Source organism: Nocardioides sp. JQ2195, from assembly GCF_012272695.1.
Lineage (GTDB): Bacteria > Actinomycetota > Actinomycetes > Propionibacteriales > Nocardioidaceae > Nocardioides.
Genome location: NZ_CP050902.1, coordinates 1,733,733 through 1,754,746 on the forward strand (window position 1 = coordinate 1,733,733; position 21,014 = coordinate 1,754,746).

Genomic DNA, 21,014 nt, shown 5'->3' on the forward strand with positions numbered 1-21,014 from the left:
GCATGGGCTACCTGGAGTCGATCTCGACCCCGCGTGACCTGCGTGACCTCAGCGCCGACCAGCTCACCGAGCTGGCTGCGGAGATCCGTGACCTGCTGATCCGGACCGTGGCCACCAACACCGGCCACCTCGGTCCGAACCTCGGCGTGGTGGAGCTGACCCTGGCCATCCACCGGGTCTTCGACAGTCCCCACGACAAGGTGGTCTTCGACACCGGCCACCAGTCCTACGTGCACAAGCTCGTCACCGGCCGCGCACCGGCTTTCGGCACGCTTCGCAAGGAGGGTGGCCTCAGCGGCTACCCGAGCCAGGCGGAGTCGGAGCACGACCTGGTCGAGAACTCCCACGCCTCCACCTCGCTCTCCTATGCCGACGGCTTGGCGAAGGCCTACCGGATCAGGGGCGAGGACCGCCACGTGGTCGCCGTCATCGGTGACGGGGCGCTCACCGGTGGGATGGCGTGGGAGGCGCTCAACAACATCGCGATCGCCCACGACAGCCGCCTCGTCATCGTGGTCAACGACAACGAGCGGTCCTACACGCCCACCATCGGTGGGCTGGCGACGGCGCTCACGTCCCTGCGCACGAACCCGCGCTACGAAGCGATCCTCGAGCAGGTCAAGCGACGCCTCAACGCGGTCCCCGGGGTCGGCCCCGCGGCGTACGACGCCCTGCACGCGATGAAGAAGGGGATGAAGGACGCCCTCGCGCCCCAGGGGCTCTTCGAGGACCTCGGCCTGAAGTACGTCGGCCCGGTCGACGGCCACGACCGAGCTGCCGTCGAGCAGGCACTCGCGCACGCCAAGCGGTTCAACGGTCCCGTGATCGTGCACGCGATCACCCGCAAGGGCCACGGCTACGACCCTGCGGTGCGGCACGAGGCCGACCAGTTCCACGCGCCCGGCCCCTTCGACGTGCAGACCGGCATCGAGAAGCCGAAGGCGCCCATCTGGACCGACCACTTCGCCGACGAGATCGTCGAGATCGGTCGACGCCGCGACGATGTCGTGGCGATCACCGCAGCGATGATGCACCCGGTCGGGCTGCACCGGTTCGCCGAGGAGTTCCCGGAGCGCACCTTCGACGTCGGGATCGCCGAGCAGCACGCAGCCACGTCGGCAGCTGGCCTCGCCATGGGTGGGATGCACCCCGTGGTGGCACTCTATGCCACGTTCCTCAACCGCGCCTTCGACCAGGTGCTGATGGACGTCGCCCTGCACAAGTGCGGGGTCACGTTCGTGCTCGACCGTTCCGGGGTGACCGGCGACGACGGTGCCAGCCACAACGGCATGTGGGACATGTCGATCCTGCAGGTCGTCCCGGGCCTGCGGCTGGCGGCCCCGCGCGACCGGACCCGTCTGGTCGAGCTGCTCAACGAGGCCATCGAGGTCGACGACGCACCCACGGTGGTGCGGTTCCCCAAGGGCCCGCCCCCCGAGGACGTGCCGGCGCTCGGCAAGGCCGGTGGGGCCGACGTCCTCACCCGCACGGGCAAGGCCGACGTGCTCATCGTGGCGGTCGGCTCGATGTGCACGACCGCGGTCGACGTGGCCGAACGCCTCGATGCCCAAGGAATCGGAGCGACGGTCGTCGACCCCCGCTGGGTCAAGCCCGTCGACCCCGCGATCGTCGAGCTCGCCCGCCAGCACCGCCTCGTGGTGAGCGTGGAGGACAACGGCGTGGTCGGTGGCTGCGGATCCGTGCTGTCGCAGACCCTCGGTGAGGCCGGTGTCGACACCCCGTGCCGGGTTCGAGGGATTCCCCAGGAGTTCCTCGAGCACGCCAAGCGCACGGCGATCCTCGAGCGGATCGGACTCACCCCGCAGGCGCTCGCCCTCAGCATCGTCGAGGACATCACCGCGGTCACCGATGGCAGGGCGTTGATCGATGCGGACCGGGGCCAGTAGCGCAGTTCGGGAGGGAGCTGCGCAGCTGCTCATCCTGGTCGTCCTGCTGGCAGGGCTGACCGGGTGCTCACTCGGGGGAGACAACCATCCGCAGGGTCCGGTGGACCGGGCCGGCGACGTCGTCACGAAGGTCGAGGACCTGCTCGCGCGGCGTGCCGCAGCTGTTCAGGACGGGAACCGTACGGCGTTCCTGGCCGACGTGGCCCGTCGTGACAAGGCCTTCGTCCGCTGGCAGGAGCAGTACTTCCAGAACCTGCGCGAGCTGCCGCTGGCAACCTTCCGGTACGACGTCCCCGACGGCGGTGTCGAGGCCCGGGGCCGGGGACGCGTCGAGGCCCGGGTCTACGTGAGCCTGCAGCTCGACGGGTTCGACAAGGTTCCGGTGGAGTCCGAGGCACGCTACGCGTTCCGACAGTCCGGGAACGGGCAGCTGCGCCTGGTGTCGGTCCGTGATCCCGCCTTCGAGGAGAAGCACGACATCGACCCGGCACCGTGGGACCTCGGGCCGATCGAGGTGGAGTCCAGCGAGCACGTGCTGGGCATCTTCGACCCGCAGAGCATCGATGCTGCCTACCAGATCATCCCGGCGGTCGAGGATGGCATCGCGGACGTCAGCCATGAGGTCCCGATGAAGTGGTCGGGCACGGTCGTGGTCTACGCCCTGACCGACCTGACCGTGCTCTCGGAGCTCGACAATCTCCCCGGTGGTGACCCGAACCACCTCGACGGGGTGGCCTTCCCGGTGCGGGCCGGCCCCGGATCCGGTGCGGTGGCCTCGACCCGGTTCCTGCTGCACCCACGGATGATCTATCGCAACGACGCCACCCGGGACCGGTTGATCCGCCACGAGCTCACCCATGTCGCGCTCGGCTCCCGTGATGACACGGTGCCGACCTGGTTCTCGGAGGGGCTGGCTGAGTACGTCTCGGTGCAGCCCATCCCGGCCCACGAGCGGATGATCTCCCGGGACGCGGTCGAGGCAGCCCGTGCGGGTCTCGACGGGCTGCCCGCGGACGCGACCTTCAACGGCAGCGCGTCGGCGGCGAACTACGGCATCTCCTGGTACGCCTGTGAGTACGTGGCCTCGACCTTCGGTGAGACGGCCCTGTGGCGGCTCTTCGATGCACTGCGCAAGGGTGAGGGGACGGGATCGGACGACCAGGACGACGTCCTCGTCGCAACGCTGGGGATCGACTCGGCACAGCTGGCCAGGGGTGCAGGGGAGAAGATGCTCGGCACCTTCGGCTGATCGGCGGGGCGCCGACCGGCCGGCGGGGCGCCGACCGGCCGGAGCTGTCCGCAGGCTGGGGTGGTTCTCGCGCCACGGGACCACGCAACCGCGCAGGGACCCGGGCTCGGTGACGGCGGGCCCTGGTCAGGTCGTCTCAGACGACGCGCACCGTGGTGCGTGCTGACGCGGTGAAGTCCCAGAGCCTGAGTGACATCGCCCGGCTGAGCCGGATGCAGCCGTGTGACTGGGCGAAGTTGGTGCCCAGGAACCAGTTGGGGTGGATCTGGTTGCCGGTGGCCATCGAACGGGGGACCTGGTGGAAGCCGAAGCCACAGGGCGCGAACCGGATGAAGTTGTCCAACCAGACAGATCCGCTGCGGTTCAGCCTGACCCGGGCAGCGCGGCCGCAGTAGGAACCGGTGGCGTAGCTGCCGCGACTCAGCTCTCCGGGATTGTCGACCATGCCGCCCTGGGCCACGGTCCGGCCTCGGGCGTCGACCAACCACACCCAGTTCTGTGCCTGGCTGATCACGATGCGCCGTCCGGCACCGGACCGGGCGGGCACGGGACGGGAGTCGCAGCGTCGGGCGCTGTCGGCGTACAGCCGCCGCTTGGTGACCCGGCCCGCGGTCCCGGTCTGGGCCAGGCCGTGGCGTGACTGGAACCGGATCACCGCTGACTTGGTCCAGCTGCCGGCGACTCCGTCGACGGGGCCGGCGTTGCAACCCAAGGAGTTGAGCTGCTTCTGCAGGCGAGCGGTGCCGGTGCCGGCCACGACGCGGGAAGCGTTCGTGGCACGAGCGCTGGACGGTTGCGTCGAGGCGGTCGCCGGTGACGGCACGAGCGCGACCAGTCCGAGGACGACGGCGAGCGTGAAGAACGGGGCGAGGAACTTCATCGTGGTCTCCCGGAACGCGTGAGGGGTGGCAGGCGATCCACCTGACACCCTTGAGACGCACGCCCGAGCCAGAAGGTTGCGATCCCACGCGGATCACTCGGGAATGTCGCGCCCCCCGAGTCCGTTGCAGCACCAGGACGCCCTCCGGTGCTGCTTCTCGCACTAGGCTCATGGGCAGTCACCTGTGTGGGAAGGAAATCCGTGAAGTACGTACACGTCGTCGACGAGGTGCCCGGTCTCGAGCCGGGGCGCTCCGTGCCCCTGGTCCTGGCCCTGCACGGGTTCCTGGACGCCGGCAACGCGGCCACGGTCGCTGTCGACCACCTGACCTCGCACGGTGTCGGCCCGGTGGTGGCCACCTTCGACGTCGACGTCTTCCACGACTATCGCGCCCGCCGCCCGGTGATCTCCTTCGTGCGCGACCACTACGAGGAGTACGACGCCCCGCGCCTGGTCGTACGCCTGATGCATGACGAGGTCGAGCAGCCCTACCTGCTGCTCAGTGGGCCGGAGCCCGACACCCGTTGGGAGGGGTTCGCCGAGGCCGTCCGAGAGGTGGTCGAGCGCTTCGACGTGGACCTCGTGGTGGCGATGGGCTCGGTGCCGATGGCGGCCCCGCACTCCCGGCCGCTGGCGGTGACCCAGCACGCCAACCGCACTGAGCTGATGCTGCGCCGCAACCCGTGGCTGGGGGAGATCCGTGTGCCGGCCTCCGCGCAGGCGCTGCTCGAGGTGCGACTCAAGGACCACGCCCACGACATGACCGGCTACGTCGCGCACGTTCCCCACTACCTCGCACAGTTCGACCACCCGTTGGCTGCGCTCCGGCTCCTGGAGGGTGTCGAGGAGTCGACGGGCCTCTCGTTCCACCTCGATGGCCTGAAGGTGGCCGCGGAGGCGAAGGACCGCGAGATCGCGACGTACCTCGAGGACAACCCGGAGGTGGGCGAGATCGTCCGGGGGCTCGAGCAGCAGTACGACGCGTTCGCCCGCTCCGAGGAGGCCGGCCGCAGCCTGCTTGCCGAGGACGGCGAGATCCCCACCGGTGACGAGATCGGTGAGCAGTTCGAGCAGTTCCTGGCCGGCCTCGACGGCCCCGACACCCATCCCTGAGAAGGACTGCCCCGTGCCCAAGTCTGCGGAAGAGCTCGTCGAGCTCCTCGACATCGAGACCATCGACACCAACTTGTTCCGGGGGCGTCAGCCCGACACCAAGCTGCAGCGGGTGTTCGGTGGCCAGGTGGCCGCCCAGGCCCTGATCGCTGCCGATCGCACTGCGGGCGACGAGTTCAGGGCGCACTCGTTGCACTCCTACTTCCTGCGTCCCGGGGACACCGCCGTCCCGATCGTCTACGACGTGGAGAACCTGCGCGACGGTCGTTCGTTCGCCACGCGCCGGGTGATCGCTCGCCAGCACGGCCGTCCGATCTACCTGATGTCGGTCAACTTCCAGGTGGACGAGGTCGGCCTCGAGCACCACGACGCGATGCCGGAGGTGGCCGGCCCGGAGCAGGCGATCTCCATGTCCGAGCTGTTCGGTCGGCCAGCAGAGGGCGGACTGGGGGAGTGGGAGCGTGAGTGGTCCGCCCTTGACGTGCGTTACCTCGGCAACTCGAGGACGGGCGGTGTGGCGGAGGATCCCGGTCGTCCCGCCCGGGCCCAGCTGTGGGTCAGGGTGGCCGGGGAGCTGCCGGACGACTCCCTCGGCCAGCAGGCTGCCTTCACCTATGCGAGTGACATGACCCTGATCGGTGCGGCGCTGGTGCCGCACGACCGGAGCATCGCGTCACCGGGCATGCAGGTGGCCTCGCTCGACCACACGATCTGGTTCCACAAGCCTTTCCGGGCGGACGACTGGTGGCTCTACGACCAGAGCTCTCCGTCCGCGTCCGGGGGGCGTGGGTTGGTGCTGGCCAGGGTGTTCTCCCAGTCCGGGGACCTGGTGGCCACGGTGGCCCAGGAGGGCCTGATCCGCCAGCGCTCATAGCATGACAACGATGTAGTTCGTGACAGACACGCGGGACTGTTGTTATCTTTTGCGAACCCTCGTGGCTGGATGAATCCGGTGTTGCTCATGTGACCTCTGTGATCGGCCACTTCCTGTCCTGGAAGGTCACCAGAAATGCATGTGCGACACACCGCCACGTCCGTGGCGCTCGGGACAGTCCTGCTGAGCTGTCTCACCCTGGCCCCGGCCCAGTCCGCGGCCCGCCGGAGCGCGCCCGCCGCTGACTACGAGATGCCGTTCCCGTGCGGCCAGACCTGGACCGGGAGCACCCGGGCCAACCACAGCCCCAGCAGCAAGGCGATCGACTGGAACCGCGCCGACGACATGGGTGCGCCCGTGGTGGCCAGTGCTCCCGGTGTGGTGACCACCGCGAACAAGGTCTCCACCGGTGGCTACGGCAAGTCGGTCGTCATCGACCACGGGAACGGTGAGGACTCGCTCTATGCCCACCTCAGCGTGGTCTCCGTCTCGGTCGGCCAGCGGGTCGACCAGGGCATGCAGATCGGCAACGTCGGCTCCAGCGGCAACTCCACGGGCGCCCACCTGCACTTCGAGGAACGCAAGTCGCGCACGGTGGTGTTTCCCTACCTGCACGGCACGAGCTTCGTCTTCGGAAGCTCGCCGAAGTCCCAGAACTGCGTGGACGTCCCGCTCGCCGAGGACTGGACGGGCGACGGGATCGCCGAGCCCACGGTCTTCCGCCGGGCCACCCTGGCCAAGTTCCGGATCATGCGTCCCGACAAGCCGGTCCTGGTCAAGCGACTCGGAACCGCCACGGACCAACCGGTGGTGGGGGACTGGGACGGCAGGGGTGGGGCCAACCCCGGCGTGTACACGGCGGCCACGACCACCTTCTCGCTCAAGTTCAAGGGTGAGGTGACCAGCTTCGTCTTCGGCACGCCACCCGACCAGCCCGTCGCAGGGGACTGGGACGGCAACGGCAGGTGGGAGGTCGGCCTCTGGCGGGCGCGCAAGGGCAAGTTCATCCTCCGGTCGGCCGCGGGGGCGAAGACCAAGATCAGCCTGGGTGGCAAGGACGACCTGCCGGTGACGGGTGACTGGGACGGCGACGGACGCACCGACGTCGGAGTCTTCGACCAAGCCACGGCCAGGTTCACGTTGCGCAAGGTCGACGACGAGGGCACGGTCTGGCTGGGCACCATCACCTACGGCCAGCCCGGCGACCTGCCGGTGACGGGTGACTGGGACGGCAACGGGCGCACGGACCTGGGTGTCTGGTCCCCGGCGACGGCGAAGTTCGCCATGCGCAGGGCGACCGAGCCGACCGCCGCGCGTGCGCTCTCGATCTCAACGGTCAAGTTCGGTCGTCGGCGCTGAGCCGGTCGCTCTCCCGCGTGTTGCCGATCCGGGTCGCAAGCCCGGGAAGGCCCAGTCGGCACGACCTGACCTCGGCTGGCCAGTTCGTGCCGACTCGGGTCAGCACCAGAAGGTCACAGGGACGTGGTGCGTCCCAGGACGTGGGGTGCGCCCGACTTCGGGCTGGTGACTGCGAAGTCGAACCCGGTCTCCGACTCCGTGGCGCCGAAGACCACCGTGCCGGGCAGGAAGATCGGCTTCTTGAAACCGACCTCCACCCGGACGGTATCGGGCAGGCGGTTCTCGATCGCAGCGACCGCACGGGCCTTGGTCCACATGCCGTGCGCGATGTGCCGGGGGAAGCCGAATGCCTTGGCGGTCAACGGGTGAAGGTGGATCGGGTTGCTGTCGCCCGAGACCGCGGCATAGCGCCGGCCCAGGTCTGAGGGAAGTCGCCAGCGGGCCGCCCCGTGGGACACGGGGTTGAACTCCGTGCCGCGCTCGCCGTTCTCCTTGTCGCCCTTCCCGATGCGCAGGTAGGTCGAGGTGCTCTCCCAGATCGTCTCGCCGTCGGCCTCGACGGTGACGTTCATGTCGTAGGCGCGGCCCTTGCTGTGCACCCGGAGGTTCTCGGCGCGCGCCCGCGCGGACACGGTCTCGCCGATGGCCACGGGACGGTGCTGGGTGATGCTGTTCTCCAGGTGCACCGTGCCGATGGCCGGGAACGGGAACGCGGAGTCCGACATGATCGCCATGTGCAGGGGGAAGGCCACCATGTGCAGGTAGGTGAGTGGCGCGGTGTCCTTCTGCGGGAACCCGCACACCCCGGCGTACGCCGCGACGCCCTCGCGGGTGACGGGCACGTCACGGCGCTGGACGGTGAGGTCGGGCAGCTCGCGCCCGGTCTTCTTCACCCCGGGCAGCTGGTTGACGCCGGGAACGGTGGGCAGGGCGGCCTTGAGGATGCCGCCGAGCCCCCCGCCGGATCCAGTGATGGTGCGCACTTCGCCGGCCATGTCAGGCGCCCAGCATCATCTGGCCGCAGACGCGGACCACGTTGCCGTTCACCGCGGTGGATGCGGGGTTGGCGTACCAGGCGATCGTCTCGGCGACATCGACCGGCAGACCACCCTGGCTCATCGCGTTGAGACGCTGGCCGACCTCGCGGGTGGCGAAGGGCACCGCGGCCGTCATCGCGGTGACGATGAAGCCGGGGGCCACAGCGTTGATGGTGATGCCGTCCTCGAGCTCGCCGGCGAGCGAGTCGACGAAGCCGATGACTCCGGCCTTGGACGCTGCGTAGTTGGTCTGGCCCACGTTGCCGGCGATGCCCGCGATCGAGGCGACGCCGATGATGCGACCGTTCTTGTTGATCGCACCCTGCGCGAGCAGCTCGCGGGTGATCAGCTCGGGAGCGGTCAGGTTGACAGCGATGACGGAGGACCAGCGGTCCTCGCCCATGTTCGCGAGCTTCTTGTCCCGGGTGATGCCGGCGTTGTGCACGACGATGTCGACGCCGCCGTGGTTCTCCTTGACGTGGTGCGCGATGCGCTGCGGAGCGTCGGCGTGGGTGATGTCGAGGGTGAGGCTGTCGCCGTTGAGCTCCTTCATGACCGACTGCAGCTCGCTGGCGGCCTGGGGGACATCGATGCCGAGCACGGTGGCGCCGTCGCGGTGCAGGACCCGGGCGATCTGCTCCCCGATGCCGCGGCTGGCGCCGGTCACGATGGCGATCTTGCCGGCCAACGGACGTTCCCAGTCCTTCAGCTCCACGGCCTTCTTCTCGCCCTGGGTGCCGATCCGGACGACCTGCCCGGAGACGTAGGCGGACTTGGGGGAGAGGAGGAAGGCCAGCGTGGAGTCGATGGCCCGCTCGGCGCCCGGCGCCACGTAGACGAGCTGGACGGTGGACCCCTTGCCGATCTCCTTCCCGAGCGAGCGCGTGAATCCCTCGAGTGCGCGCTGGGCCACCCGCTCGCCGCCCTCCAGCAGCTCGGGAGCGGTGCCGAGCACGACGACGCGCGCGCAGGACTCGAGGCTGCGCAGCAACGGGGTGAAGAACTCCTGCAGCGCAATCAGGTCGGACGAGGAGGTGAGGCCGGTGGCGTCGAAGACCAGGCCCTTGTACTTCTGGCCCTCGGCTGCCTCGGTGGTGCTGGAGATGCCGAGACCGTCGAGTGCGGTGGTCAGGTCCAGGCGTCCCTCGCCACCCACGACCACGGTGCCGTCGACGAGGGGCGCACCCTCGGTCCAGCGGTCGAGGGCGACCGGGTTCGGCAGTCCGAGGTTCTTGACCAACAGCTTGCCGATGGGGGACTTGGTGAAGGCTTGGTAACGGTCGCTCATGGGTTCTGTGTCCTTCTCGACGTTGGGGTCGGTTGGGGCCCGACGTAGGGCTGGTGCCATCGTATGTAACTAGAGGTGTAACTGAGAGTCCACTTTTCGTGATCTCTGACTCATTGCTTTCCCTCTGGGGCCGTCACCGGCAAGGATATGCAGACCCGAATCAACTCAGGAGTGACTCATGCAGGCCAAGTCCCGCCGCGTCGCCGTCATCGGTGGCAACCGCATTCCCTTCGCCCGCTCGAACACCGTCTACAGCGATGCCTCCAACCAGGAGATGCTCACGGCGGCGCTCGACGGGCTGGTCGACCGCTTCGGTCTCGAGGGTGAGCAGCTCGGCGAGTTCGTCGCTGGTGCCGTCCTCAAGCACAGCGCCGACTTCAACCTGGCCCGCGAGGTCGTGCTCGGCTCCAAGCTGTCACCGCGCACCCCTGCGACCGACATCCAGCAGGCGTGCGGCACCGGCCTCCAGGCGGCCATCCAGGTGGCCAACAAGATCGCCCTCGGCCAGATCGACGTGGGTGTCGCGGGTGGTTCCGACACCACGTCCGACGCCCCCCTCGCGGTCGGTGACAAGCTGCGCAAGAAGCTGATCAAGGTCAACCAGGCCAAGGACGCCAAGGGCCGTCTCGCCGCGCTGGCCAAGATCCGCCCGTCCGACATCTCGCTCGCCATCCCCCAGAACGGCGAGCCGCGCACCGGGCTCTCCATGGGAGACCACCAGGCGTTGACCGCCTTGGAGTGGGGCATCACCCGCGAGGCCCAGGACGAGCTCGCCGCGGCTTCGCACCAGAAGCTCGCCGCCTCCTACGAGGCTGGCTTCCAGGACGACCTGATCACGCCGTTCCGGGGCGTCGAGCGCGACAACAACCTGCGGCCCGACTCCACCGTCGAGAAGCTCGCCAAGCTCAAGCCGGTCTTCGGCAAGGGCGACGCGGCGACGATGACCGCAGGCAACTCCACCCCCCTCAGCGACGGTGCCTCGGTCGTGCTGCTCGCCTCGGAGGAGTGGGCCGCGGAGCACGACCTCCCGGTGCTCGCCTACCTCACGGCCTACGAGACGGCTGCCGTCGACTACGTCGGTGGCGACGAGGGCCTGCTGATGGCTCCGGCGTACGCCGTGTCCCAGATGCTCGAGCGCGAGGGCCTGACCCTGCAGGACTTCGACTACTACGAGATCCACGAAGCCTTCGCCTCGCAGGTGCTCTCCACGCTCAAGGCATGGGAGGACCCGGTCTTCTGCAAGGAGCGCCTGGGCCGGGACGAGCCGCTGGGGGCCATCGACCGCGACAAGCTCAACGTCAACGGCTCCTCGCTGGCGGCTGCCCACCCGTTCGCGGCCACCGGTGGCCGCATCGTGGCGGCGCTGGCCAAGGAGCTGGCCCAGAAGGCTGAGTCGACGGGCACGGGGGGCCGTGGCCTGATCTCGATCTGCGCCGCGGGCGGCCAGGGCGTCGTGGCGATCCTCGAGCGCCCCTGATCCACTCCTGCCGAGTCGGCACGAGTTGACGCCCGTTGCGTCAACGCGTGCCGACTCGGCGTGTTTGTGCGTCAACACGTGCCGGCTCGGCGTGTTTGTGCGTCAACACGTGCCGACTCGGCGTGGGTCAGGCGGGGCCGGTGGCCAGGGCGAGGCTGGTGTCGACGACGTACCGGCGCACCTGCGCGACGGAGACCGGGGCGATGGTCGGAATGCCCGGCGCGAGCTCCTTGATCAGCATGCCGACCCGAGCCAGCTGGAGGGCACCCAGCCCGGTGGCATACATGTGGTTCGCGAGGAGGTTGGTGTCCTCGACCTCGAACGTGCCGGCGGCGACGCCCTCGTCGAGGGCGTCGCTGAGCATGGCCAGGCAGCGGGCGATGCCCCGGCCGAGACGGAAGAGGGCTGACTCGCTGATCTCTTCGAGCAGCTCGGGCCCGGGACGACGCATCAGCGTCTGGGCACAGTCCACGAAGGCTGGGAACTCGATCCCGAAGTCCACGAAGGCCTCGACCATGCCCGCGACCCGCTCGCGAGGGGTGCCACCGGTGGCGACCACGGCGTGCATGCGCTCCCGGAGCTCGTCGAGATAGCTGACCAGGGTCAGCGCGAACAGCTCCTCCTTGCCCGAGAAGTGGCGATAGAGGATCGCACGGTTGGTGCCGACGTTCCTGGCGATCTCGTCGATGTTCACGTCGCGGACCCCGCGCTCGTCGAACAGGGCCCGGGTGGCGGCCAGGATCTCGGTCTCGCGCTGGCGGCGCCGCGTGGCTGCGGCGGCACGCCGGGATTCGGTTGCCTGGCTTCGTCCCTTGCTCATGGGGTGAGTCTAGCCAATGCTGTAACTGCGTGTCGCACAGCATGTTGACACCTGTCTCCCCTCGGCACTCTGTGACAGGCGCACGGTCGGGTGGTGGGGGTGCTCGACGATAGGTTGGAGGCGTGCAGCGTGAATGGCGTCCCGACTGGCCGTGCCCGGCCGGCCAGATCCTCGCGGTGGCACGCCGGGGACCGGGGGATCCGTCGTACCGCATCGATCCTGCGGGTGCCCACTGGCGTGGTGTGCGTACGCCGCTCGGTCCCGGCGCGCTGAGGGTCGAGGCGCGCGCGGCCGAGGCGACGGTGCTGGCACAGGCGTGGGGCCCGGGCGCCGAATGGTTGCTCGACAGGGTGCCGACGATGCTGGGCGCCGATGACGACTGGGACGGCTTCGAGGCGCGGCACCCGGTGCTGGAGGACGCGCTTCGGCGCAACCCGCACTGGCGGATCGGGCGCACCGGGCTGGTGATGGAGGCCCTGGTGCCTGCCGTGCTGGAGCAGAAGGTGACGGGCCAGGAGGCATTCCTGGGCTTTCGGCGGTTGGTGCGTGGACATGGCGAGCGGGCGCCGGGGCCGCACGACGACCTCTGGTTGCAGCCGACGCCCGAGGTGCTGGCCGCCATCCCGTCCTGGGAGTGGTTGCGGATGAGGGTCGACGGCGCTCGTTCGCGAGCGGTCGTGACCGCCGCGCGAGTGGCGGCGTCCCTGGAACGGACCACCGCAGTGACGCACGACGAGGCCGACCGCAGGCTGCGTTCGCTCCCGGGAATCGGGATCTGGACCAGTGCGGAGACGCGGGTCCGGGCGCACGGGGACCCCGACGCGGTGAGCTTCGGTGACTTCCACGTCGCCAAGGACATCGGGTGGGCGCTGCGGGGGCGGCCGGCGGACGACGCGGAGCTTGCCGAGATCCTCCAGGAGTGGGCCGGTCATCGCTACCGGGTGCAGGCCCTCCTGTCCCTGGGCGGCCACCGTCGTCCTCGCAGGGGGCCACGCATGGCTCCCCGGGGTCATTTACCTGGCTGATGATTTGTCAAGTGCTGAGACGTCGGTGGAACCTGTGTCCTGGGTGGCGTAACTTCCCTGTGCGGCACCAGTTGGCACATTCGTCAGAACCCACGCGAGAGAGCAGGTGGCATGGCATCGCAAGCAGGAGGTTGGGCGTCCAGCACTCTTCCGGCTCGCATCGTCACCGACCTGGGTGGCCGCATCCGCAAGGGCATCGAGACCGCCGGTGCGATGATCGTGCTCGCCATCGAAGCCGTCGCGAGCGCAGCGACGGACATGGTCCGGCGCAAGTTCTCGTGGTCGGAGTTCCTGCTGCAGGCCTGGTTCATGAGCCGGGTCTCGGTCCTGCCCACGATCCTGGTCGCGATCCCCTTCGGCATCATCGTCTCGATCCAGGTCGGCGGGGTGGCCGCGCAGATCGGTGCCCAGTCGTTCAGTGGCGCCGTCAACGGCATCGGCGTGCTGCGCCAGGGCGCACCCTTGGTCACCTCGATCATGATCGCCGGTGCCGTCGGCGCCGCGATCACCTCCGACCTCGGCGCTCGCACGATTCGCGAGGAGGTCGACGCGCTCAAGGTGATGGGCATCAACCCGGTGCAACGACTGGTCGCGCCGCGGGTGGTCGCGGCGCTCGTCGTCGCCTTCTTCCTCAACATCGTGGTCGCCTCGACGTCGATCGTGACCGGCTACATCCTCAACGTCGGGGGTGGGCAGGTCAGCTCCGGCACCTACATCGCTGCCTTCGTCTCGTTCGCCCAACCCAGCGACCTGTTCCTGGCCAGCGGCAAGGCGCTGATCTTCGGCTTCATCGCCACGATCGTGGCCTGCCACAAGGGTCTCACCGCCAGCGGTGGGGCCAAGGGCGTCGCCGACGCGGTGAACGAGTCCGTGGTCATCTCGGTCATCGCCCTGGCCATGGTCAACGTGGCCCTGACCCAGGCCTACGTGATGCTCGCGCCGGCAAGGATCGCGTGAGAGATGGCCGTCAACACAGGCGTGCAGAGTGCGCTGGTCAGGTTCAACGACTTCGTCTGGTTCTCGTGGACCACGTTCCGTGGAGCCCGGTTCACGCTGCAGAACTACTACAAGGAAGTGCTGCGCCAGCTGGCCGACATCAGCTGGGGGTCCGGTGCGCTGCTGGTGGGTGGCGGCACGGTCGGCGTGATGGTCCTGCTGTCTCTCTCAGCCGGCACGTCGCTGGGCATCGAAGGCTTCAACGGCCTCGAGATCATGGGCCTGGCGCCCCTGACCGGCTTCGTCAGCGCGGGCGTCAACACCCGTGAGCTGGCGCCACTGGTCGCGGCCCTCGCGCTCGGGGGACAGGTGGGATGTCGCTTCACCGCCCAGATCGGCTCGATGCGCATCTCGGAGGAGATCGACGCCCTCGAGGTGATGGCGGTCAATCCGATGCGCTACCTGGTCACCACGCGCGTGCTGGCGTGCATGTTCGCAATCCTGCCTCTCTACCTGATCGGTCTCCTCGGCGCGTACGCCGCGTCGGAGGCCTCGGTGGTGTTCATCTTCGGCCAGTCCCGAGGCACCTACGAGCACTACTTCTACTCCTTCATCGACGGCCGCGACGTGTTCCTGTCCATCGTGAAGATCCTGGTCTTCGCGATGATGGTGGCCCTGATCCACTGCTGGTTCGGATTCCGGGCCGGGAGCGGCCCCCAGGGAGTCGGTGAGGCGACCGGCCGCGCCATCCGCTGCAGCATCGTGGTGGTGGTCCTGGTCGACATGCTGCTGACGTTGGCGTTCTGGGGCTCCGACCCCGGTTTCCGGGTGGCCGGCTGATGGCGGCCGCGACGTCGGCACGCACCCAAGCCGTCAGGGGAGGAGCCATGCTCCTCGTGCTCGTCGTGGTGGTCGGGCTGCTGCTGGCCAAGTCCTTCGGCACGTTCGACGACACCGTGCCGGCCTCGGTCAACCTCGACACCGCTGGTGGTGCCCTCGAGACCGGAGCCGAGGTCAAGCTCGACGGCATCGTCGTCGGCTCGGTGGACTCCATCGAGCCGGCGCCCGAGGGGGTGGACATCGGCATCCAGTTCGACCCGGAGCAGGCCGAGAAGGTCCCCGGCAACGTGACCGTCCGGGTCCTGCCGGTGAGCATCTTCGGAGCCGCGTACGTCGAGCTGCTGCGTCCTGAGCGTCCCCGGGGGCACGTCACCTCCGACGTCTCCCTCGAGCAGGACGCGTCGGCCGAGACCATCGAGCTGGGTGACCTGCTCGAGGACACCCAGGAGCTCGTCGAGGCTCTCGGCCCCGCCGAGCTGGCCACCATGCTCGACACCTTTGCCAGCACCCTGGACGGCAAGGGCGACAACCTCGGAGAGATGATCGAGACCGCGAACCGGGCGGTGGCCCGCATCGAGCCCTCGATGCCGCTGATCCGTCAGGACATCCGACTCGCCACGATCGTGATGTCGATGTTCTCGCAGATCACGCCCAACCTGTTCACCGCACTCGACGGCGTGATGGCTGCGGGCCAGACCATGATCGACATGGAGAGGGAGTTCCGCTCGGTGCTCACCGGGTTGGGTGACCTGAGCGGCTCGGTCGACAAGGTCGTCACCGACAACAAGGACCTCCTCACTGCGGGCCTGCCCGACCTGCGCCGTGTGGTGCACGCCCTCTATCTGAGCCGCGGCGACATCCCGCGCACGTTCGCCGCGGTGATCGCCCTGGCCGACAACGGTGGAGAGGCGTTCGAGTTCGGGCCTTTCATGCGCATCGACGCAGACCTGCGACTGACGCCCGCAACGGGGTACGGCCCCGGTGACTGCCCCTCCTACAACGGCCTGCGTGGCCGGGGCTGCTGAGGGATGTCCTGATGAAGTTGATCGCCATCAAGTTCGGCGTCTTCGGTCTCGTCGCGATCCTGCTGTTCGTGGCGCTCCACAACACGATGACCAACAAGGTCGACGGTGAGACCAAGACGCTGCACGCGATCTTCAGCAACGTGAGCGGGCTGCGGACCGGGGACGACGTCCGCATCTCCGGTGTGAAGGTCGGTCGGGTCGAGGGTGTCGAGACGGTGCAGGACCCCGGGCGTGCGGGTGCCCACCTCGCCAAGGTCACGTTCTCCGTCGACGACACGCAGAAGGTCAGTGACACGACCAAGGTGGTGATGCGCTACCAGAACCTGCTCGGACAGAAGTATCTCGCGCTCACGCCCGGGTCCAAGCCCGGGGAGCTTCTCGCGGACGGTGACGAGATCGACCTCGCCAACACCCGACCGGGTTTCGACCTCACCGCACTGCTGAACGGCTTCGAGCCACTCTTCAACGTGCTCTCGCCCAAGGACCTCAACACCCTGGCCGCCAACATCGTCTCGGTCCTCAACGGCGAGGCCGGCAGCGTGGAGCGACTCCTGGGGGAGACCGCCGAGCTCACCTCCTTCCTCGCCGACAAGGACGAGGTGTTCGGCGAGGTGGTCGACAACCTCACGCCGGTGATCGACAACCTGGCCAGCAACTCCGATGAGTTCGACACCGCGTTGGTCGAGCTGCGCAAGCTCGTCACGGAGCTCAACAAGGGCAGCGGTGACTTCTTCGGAGCCCTCGACACCATCGGCACCAACCTCGACTCGACCACCGAGCTGGTCAACGACCTGCGCCCGACGCTCGAGCGGGACATCCGCTCGTTGCGGCGCCTCGGAGCCACGATCGCGCGGGGCACGCCCGTCATCGAGAGGTCCTTCGACTCCCTCCCGAAGCTGGTCGGGGCCTTCGTCCGGTCGCTGTCCTACGGCAGCCACCTGTCGGTCTACAACTGCAGCCTGGGCTTCAAGCTGTTCGGCGCGGACACCACGTGGCTGGGCAACAAGGACAAGCCCCACTCGGAGGCCTGCCGATGAACATCACGAAGACCCCCGAGAACTACCGTCGCATCGGCCTGATGGGCGCTGCAGTGGTGGCCGTGATCGCTGCGCTGATCATGGCGACCACCATCTTCCCCTTCGGCCAGGACACCTACACCGCGGAGCTCGAGCACACGGCCGGACTGCGCGTGGGCGAAGAGGTCCAGGTGGCCGGTGTGGGTGTGGGCGAGGTGCGCAAGATCGACCTCGACGGCGAGCACGTCCGGGTCGAGTTCACTGTCGACAAGGACCTCGACCTCGGGAAGGAGACCACCGCGGAGGTGAAGGTCGCAACGCTGCTCGGCACCCACTTCCTGCTCGTCTCGCCCGCGGGTGGGGGAGAGCTGGCGGACCAGAACATCGCGCTGGACCACACGCGCGTCCCGTTCAACCTGCAGGACGTGATCAACGAGACCGGCGACCTCTCCCAGAAGCTCGACGTGGACACCATCCGCAAGGCGTTGAACACGGTCGCCAGGACGATGGACGAGTCGAGTGAGGAGTTCCTGCCGGCGCTGAAGGGCATCTCCGAGGTCTCCGAGATGTTCGCCAAGCGCTCCGACGACCTCGGCACCCTCCTCGAGTCGACCAGCAAGTTCAGCAAGCAGCTGGCCGGGAACAGCGACGACATCACGGTCCTGATGAAGCAGGCCAACACCTTGATGAGCGAGATCGTGTCGCGGCGTACCGCCATCCACGACCTCCTCTCCGACCTCCGCGCGATCGGCACCCAGCTGACCGGCCTCATGAAGGAGAACCGGGACGAGATCGGCCCGATGCTCGACAACCTCAACAGCACCATCACGCTGCTCACCAGGAATCACGCGAAGCTCGGAGAGGTGGCCGAGATGCTCGGCCCCACGGCTCGCTACTTCGCCAACGCCACTGGCGCCGGTCCCTGGCTCGACCAGTACATGCCCGGCGGCACCCCGGACAACCTGCGGTGTTCCGTGGAAGGAGCCTGCTGATGACGCGTATCTCCACCGGACACGTCGCTCGCCTGCTGGCGATGCTCCTGGCACTGCTGGTCGGGCTCACCGGTTGCGGGCCGTTCGACAGCGGGAAGACCACGATCACCGTGGAGCTGGCCAACAGCGCCGGCCTGTTCGTGGGCAACGACGTGGGCGTCCTGGGCGTCTCGGTGGGCTCGGTGACCGAGATCGAGCCCCGGGGTGATCACGTGTCCTTGACCCTGGAGGTCGACCCCGACGTGAAGATCCCGGCCGACGCCGGGGCCGTGGTCGTCTCGCGGTCCATGGCCACGGACCGCTACGTCGAGCTCACTCCCGTCTACAAGGGCGGTGCGACGATGAAGTCCGGCGCCGTGATCGAGCAGCGCCGGACCCGCACGCCCGTCGAGTGGGACGAGGTGCTGGCTGCCATCGACACGCTGTCGGAGGGCCTCAACGGCAACGGCGAGAACAGCAAGCCCTTGCGTCGCCTGCTGGACCGGACCGCCGCCTCCCTCGACGGCAACGGCAAGGTCGTCCGTCGCACGCTCGACAACCTGGTCGACGGCACCGGTGCGTTCGCCGAGCACAGCGACGACTTCGCGGAGACGCTCGACAGCCTGGACACGCTCACCGCCGCCATCGCCGACAACGACAAGCTGGCCCGCCGGTTCATCCGGAACGTCTCCGCGACCACGAACCTGGTCCGTGACGAACGGATCAACCTCCAGACGGCCGTGGACAGCCTCAGCGAGACGATCAACCTGCTGGCGATCTTCGTCAAGCACCACAAGGGCGACATGACCAGCGCGGTCAGCAACATCACCGACCTCTCGGAGCGCATCCTCAAGCACAAGGGATCGCTCGGTGAGTTTCTCGAGGTCATGCCGGTCGCGATGGAGAACCTGGGCCGGGCCATCAACGACAAGAAGCGCCTGGACGTCCGGCTCCCGGTCCTGGACCTGCTTCCAGGCACGGAGCTGGTGCATGCCCTCTGCGCGCCCCTCGGCCCCCTCGGGGACGCGGTGTGCCGAGACCTGGTCGGAGCCCAGAACCTCGGAGAGATCCTGGACGTGCTGACCTCTGGGGGGAAGAAGCAGTGAAGTCACCCGTGCGTCTCGTGTCACTGCTGCTGTCGGCAGTGCTTCTCGCCTCCGGCTGCTCCGTGCTCAACGCCGAGAACATCCCCGTCTCGACCGGTGTCGAGGACCCCTATGACGTGACGGTGTTCTTCCCCGACGCGCTCAACCTGGCCAACGGTGCCGCGGTCAAGATCGACGGTGCGACCGTCGGGAGGGTCGAGGAGATCACCACCGAGAACTTCGAGGCCAAGGTGCTGCTCAACATGGACGGCAAGACGAAGCTGCCGAGCGACACCGTGTTCCGACTGCGCCCCACCACCGCCCTGGGTGAGCTCTTCGTCGAGGTGATTCGCGGAGACCGGAAGAAGCTGCTCACGTCGGGGGCCGTGGTCCAGTCCGCGCAGACCCGCACGGCTCCCACGGTCGAGGACGGGCTGGCGGCAGCCTCGCTGCTGATCAACGGTGGCAGCCTCAGCCAGATCAAGACGATCGTCGCCGAGGTGAACACGGCCCTGGACGGCCGCAAGGGCACGGTCAAGGACTTCATCAACAACTCCGGGTCGCTGATCCACACGCTCAACGCGAGCAAGGCCGACATCGACGAGTTCCTCTCGTCCCTGGCCCGCACGTCGACGCTGCTCAACGAGCGTGAGGGCAAGATCAACCGGGCCATCCGGCTGGTCGGCCCCGTGTCCGAGGTGATCCGCCGCAACAGTGGCGAGGTGACCGAGCTGCTCCAGGAGCTCCAGGGCATGAGTGAGAACGTGGATGCGCTCGTCTCGGCCACGAAGGGCGACGTCACGGCCACAGCCGAGGAGATCGGGCCGGTGCTCGACACCTTGTCGACCAACAGCACCCAGGCCAAGGCGATGCTGATCAAGGCCACCCGGCTCTCCGGCCTGATCGATCGTGCCGTCCCCACCGAGTACCTCAACCTGTCCCTCGTCCTGCGCCTGAGCGCCGACTTCGGGTTGCCGCGCTCCGCAGCCCGCACGGGGGTGGTCCGGTGAAGAACAAGAGCGCCGCCACCGCGTCGCTGAGGAAGCTGATCGTCGGTGCCGTCATCCTTGCCGGCATCTGCGTGCTGTGCCTGGTCCTGATGTTCAGCTGGATCCTCCAGGCACCGATCGGCCAGGACCGCGACGAGATCAACGTGACCATGCCGCGGACGGGCGGACTCTTCGAGGGGTCCTCCGCCAGCTACCGCGGCGTCGAGGTCGGTACCGTCGAGTCCATCGTCCTCGACGGGACCGGCGTGAAGGTCACCGTCCGACTGCGCTCCGGGGTCAAGGTCCCGAAGGACCTCGTCGCCAAGGTGCGTTCGCTCTCCCCGGTCGGTGAGCAGTACGTCGACCTGCGGCCCACGCGCAGCGGCGGGCCCTACCTCGAGGACGGTGACACGATCAGGGCCACGGCGGAGGACCTTCCGGTCTCCCTCGCCAAGATGGTCAGCGGCCTGCAGGCTGCCATGCGTCAGATCGACCCCGACAAGGTGCGCACCGTGCTGCGCGAGGTCAACACCGCCTTCGCGGGCAGCGGGGACGACCTGCGCTCGCTGCTCGACAACGCCGAGACCCTGCTCCAGACCGTGGACGAGACGTGGCCCACCGCCGAACGCGTCCTCCAGCAGGGCAGGACCAGTCTCGAGATCTTTGCGGACAACCGGCAGCTCCTGGTCGACTGGGCGGCCTCGGCGGCCACGGTCGGCACGTGGTTCGTCAGCTGGAACCCGCAACTGCGCGGCATCCTGTCGCGGATGCCCGGGGACCTGGCAGATGTCATGGTCCTGATCGACGGGGTCGACCACCGGCTGCCGGGCCTGCTGAAGAGCGTGAACCCGTTGACCAGGTTCCTGGCCCTGCACGGGCCGCACCTCCAGGCCACGCTGTCGATGACGCCGTACGGTCTCGGCCGCTTCGCGAGCGTGATGTACAACGGCTACATGAACGTGACGGCGAGCCTCGAGGAGACCGACACGTGTGACTACGGAACTCCCCGCAACAGCCCGCTGGAGGGGACCGGGGGGCGTGACCTGCACCTCAACGGTCAGTGCGGCCAGTACCCCTGGCGTGGAGCCAACCACGCGCCCGGCCCACTGAGCCGCTGAGCTGC

Annotated in this window: 19 protein-coding genes; 15 read left to right on the forward strand and 4 right to left on the reverse strand. The window is 68.4% G+C overall.

Going from position 1 to position 21,014, the window contains the following annotated elements:
• Window positions 1-2 precede the first annotated feature (2 nt).
• Entirely contained in the window at window positions 3-1,907 is a 1,905-nt protein-coding gene (dxs, locus tag ncot_RS08235; RefSeq protein ID WP_168617174.1) for a 1-deoxy-D-xylulose-5-phosphate synthase, read from the forward strand.
• A gap of 100 nt (window positions 1,908-2,007) precedes the next feature.
• Entirely contained in the window at window positions 2,008-3,156 is a 1,149-nt protein-coding gene (locus ncot_RS08240) for a hypothetical protein (protein WP_168617175.1), read from the forward strand.
• Window positions 3,157-3,292: 136 nt separating this feature from the next.
• Here the strand turns inward: ncot_RS08240 and ncot_RS08245 are convergent, their stop codons facing one another.
• Entirely contained in the window at window positions 3,293-4,036 is a 744-nt protein-coding gene (locus ncot_RS08245) for a L,D-transpeptidase family protein (protein WP_168617176.1), read from the reverse strand.
• 201 nt (window positions 4,037-4,237) lie between these two features.
• Here ncot_RS08245 and ncot_RS08250 point away from each other — a divergent pair, with 201 nt between their 5' ends.
• From ncot_RS08250 to ncot_RS08260, 3 genes are all read left to right on the forward strand, one after another.
• On the forward strand, window positions 4,238-5,149 hold the full coding sequence (locus ncot_RS08250; protein ID WP_168617177.1) for a PAC2 family protein: 912 nt from the start codon (window positions 4,238-4,240) through the stop codon (window positions 5,147-5,149).
• Between the two features lie 13 nt (window positions 5,150-5,162).
• Entirely contained in the window at window positions 5,163-6,023 is an 861-nt protein-coding gene (locus ncot_RS08255) for an acyl-CoA thioesterase II (protein WP_168617178.1), read from the forward strand.
• A gap of 135 nt (window positions 6,024-6,158) precedes the next feature.
• Window positions 6,159-7,382, forward strand: coding sequence for a peptidoglycan DD-metalloendopeptidase family protein (locus tag ncot_RS08260; RefSeq protein WP_168617179.1), 1,224 nt, complete (start codon window positions 6,159-6,161; stop codon window positions 7,380-7,382).
• A 113-nt stretch (window positions 7,383-7,495) separates the two neighbouring features.
• Here the strand turns inward: ncot_RS08260 and ncot_RS08265 are convergent, their stop codons facing one another.
• The gene (locus ncot_RS08265) at window positions 7,496-8,377 is read right to left on the reverse strand and encodes a MaoC/PaaZ C-terminal domain-containing protein (RefSeq protein ID WP_168617180.1); all 882 of its coding nucleotides are present in this window, start codon (window positions 8,375-8,377) and stop codon (window positions 7,496-7,498) included.
• A gap of 1 nt (window position 8,378) precedes the next feature.
• A complete protein-coding gene (locus ncot_RS08270) occupies window positions 8,379-9,707 on the reverse strand; it encodes a 3-oxoacyl-ACP reductase (protein ID WP_168617181.1) in 1,329 nt (442 codons plus the stop codon).
• 178 nt (window positions 9,708-9,885) lie between these two features.
• Between ncot_RS08270 and ncot_RS08275 the strand changes: the two genes are divergently transcribed.
• The gene (locus ncot_RS08275; protein WP_168617182.1) at window positions 9,886-11,184 is read left to right on the forward strand and encodes an acetyl-CoA C-acetyltransferase; all 1,299 of its coding nucleotides are present in this window, start codon (window positions 9,886-9,888) and stop codon (window positions 11,182-11,184) included.
• A gap of 127 nt (window positions 11,185-11,311) precedes the next feature.
• On the opposite strand, the gene ncot_RS08280 is transcribed toward ncot_RS08275, so the two are convergent.
• Window positions 11,312-12,004, reverse strand: a complete 693-nt coding sequence (locus ncot_RS08280) for a TetR/AcrR family transcriptional regulator (RefSeq protein WP_168617183.1) — start codon at window positions 12,002-12,004, stop codon at window positions 11,312-11,314.
• 122 nt (window positions 12,005-12,126) lie between these two features.
• Between ncot_RS08280 and ncot_RS08285 the strand changes: the two genes are divergently transcribed.
• The 9 genes from ncot_RS08285 to ncot_RS08325 all read left to right on the forward strand — a co-directional run bounded on the left by ncot_RS08285 (window position 12,127) and on the right by ncot_RS08325 (window position 21,009).
• Window positions 12,127-13,029, forward strand: coding sequence for a DNA-3-methyladenine glycosylase 2 family protein (locus ncot_RS08285; RefSeq protein WP_168617184.1), 903 nt, complete (start codon window positions 12,127-12,129; stop codon window positions 13,027-13,029).
• A gap of 111 nt (window positions 13,030-13,140) precedes the next feature.
• Window positions 13,141-13,986, forward strand: a complete 846-nt coding sequence (locus ncot_RS08290; RefSeq protein ID WP_168617185.1) for an ABC transporter permease — start codon at window positions 13,141-13,143, stop codon at window positions 13,984-13,986.
• A 3-nt stretch (window positions 13,987-13,989) separates the two neighbouring features.
• Window positions 13,990-14,805 (forward strand): ABC transporter permease, encoded by an 816-nt coding sequence (locus ncot_RS08295; RefSeq protein WP_168617186.1) that lies wholly within the window; start codon window positions 13,990-13,992, stop codon window positions 14,803-14,805.
• 47 nt (window positions 14,806-14,852) lie between these two features.
• Complete coding sequence (locus ncot_RS08300) at window positions 14,853-15,830, forward strand: MCE family protein (protein WP_168617187.1); 978 nt, start codon at window positions 14,853-14,855, stop codon at window positions 15,828-15,830.
• An 11-nt stretch (window positions 15,831-15,841) separates the two neighbouring features.
• Window positions 15,842-16,867, forward strand: coding sequence for an MlaD family protein (locus ncot_RS08305; RefSeq protein ID WP_168617188.1), 1,026 nt, complete (start codon window positions 15,842-15,844; stop codon window positions 16,865-16,867).
• A complete protein-coding gene (locus ncot_RS08310; protein WP_168617189.1) occupies window positions 16,864-17,838 on the forward strand; it encodes an MCE family protein in 975 nt (324 codons plus the stop codon). The genes ncot_RS08305 and ncot_RS08310 overlap by 4 nt, the downstream gene beginning before the upstream one ends.
• On the forward strand, window positions 17,838-18,923 hold the full coding sequence (locus tag ncot_RS08315) for an MCE family protein (protein WP_168617190.1): 1,086 nt from the start codon (window positions 17,838-17,840) through the stop codon (window positions 18,921-18,923). Before ncot_RS08310 ends, ncot_RS08315 begins: the two co-directional genes overlap by 1 nt.
• Window positions 18,920-19,912, forward strand: a complete 993-nt coding sequence (locus ncot_RS08320; RefSeq protein WP_168617191.1) for an MCE family protein — start codon at window positions 18,920-18,922, stop codon at window positions 19,910-19,912. The genes ncot_RS08315 and ncot_RS08320 overlap by 4 nt, the downstream gene beginning before the upstream one ends.
• Window positions 19,909-21,009 (forward strand): MlaD family protein, encoded by a 1,101-nt coding sequence (locus tag ncot_RS08325; RefSeq protein ID WP_168617192.1) that lies wholly within the window; start codon window positions 19,909-19,911, stop codon window positions 21,007-21,009. The genes ncot_RS08320 and ncot_RS08325 overlap by 4 nt, the downstream gene beginning before the upstream one ends.
• Window positions 21,010-21,014 lie beyond the last annotated feature (5 nt).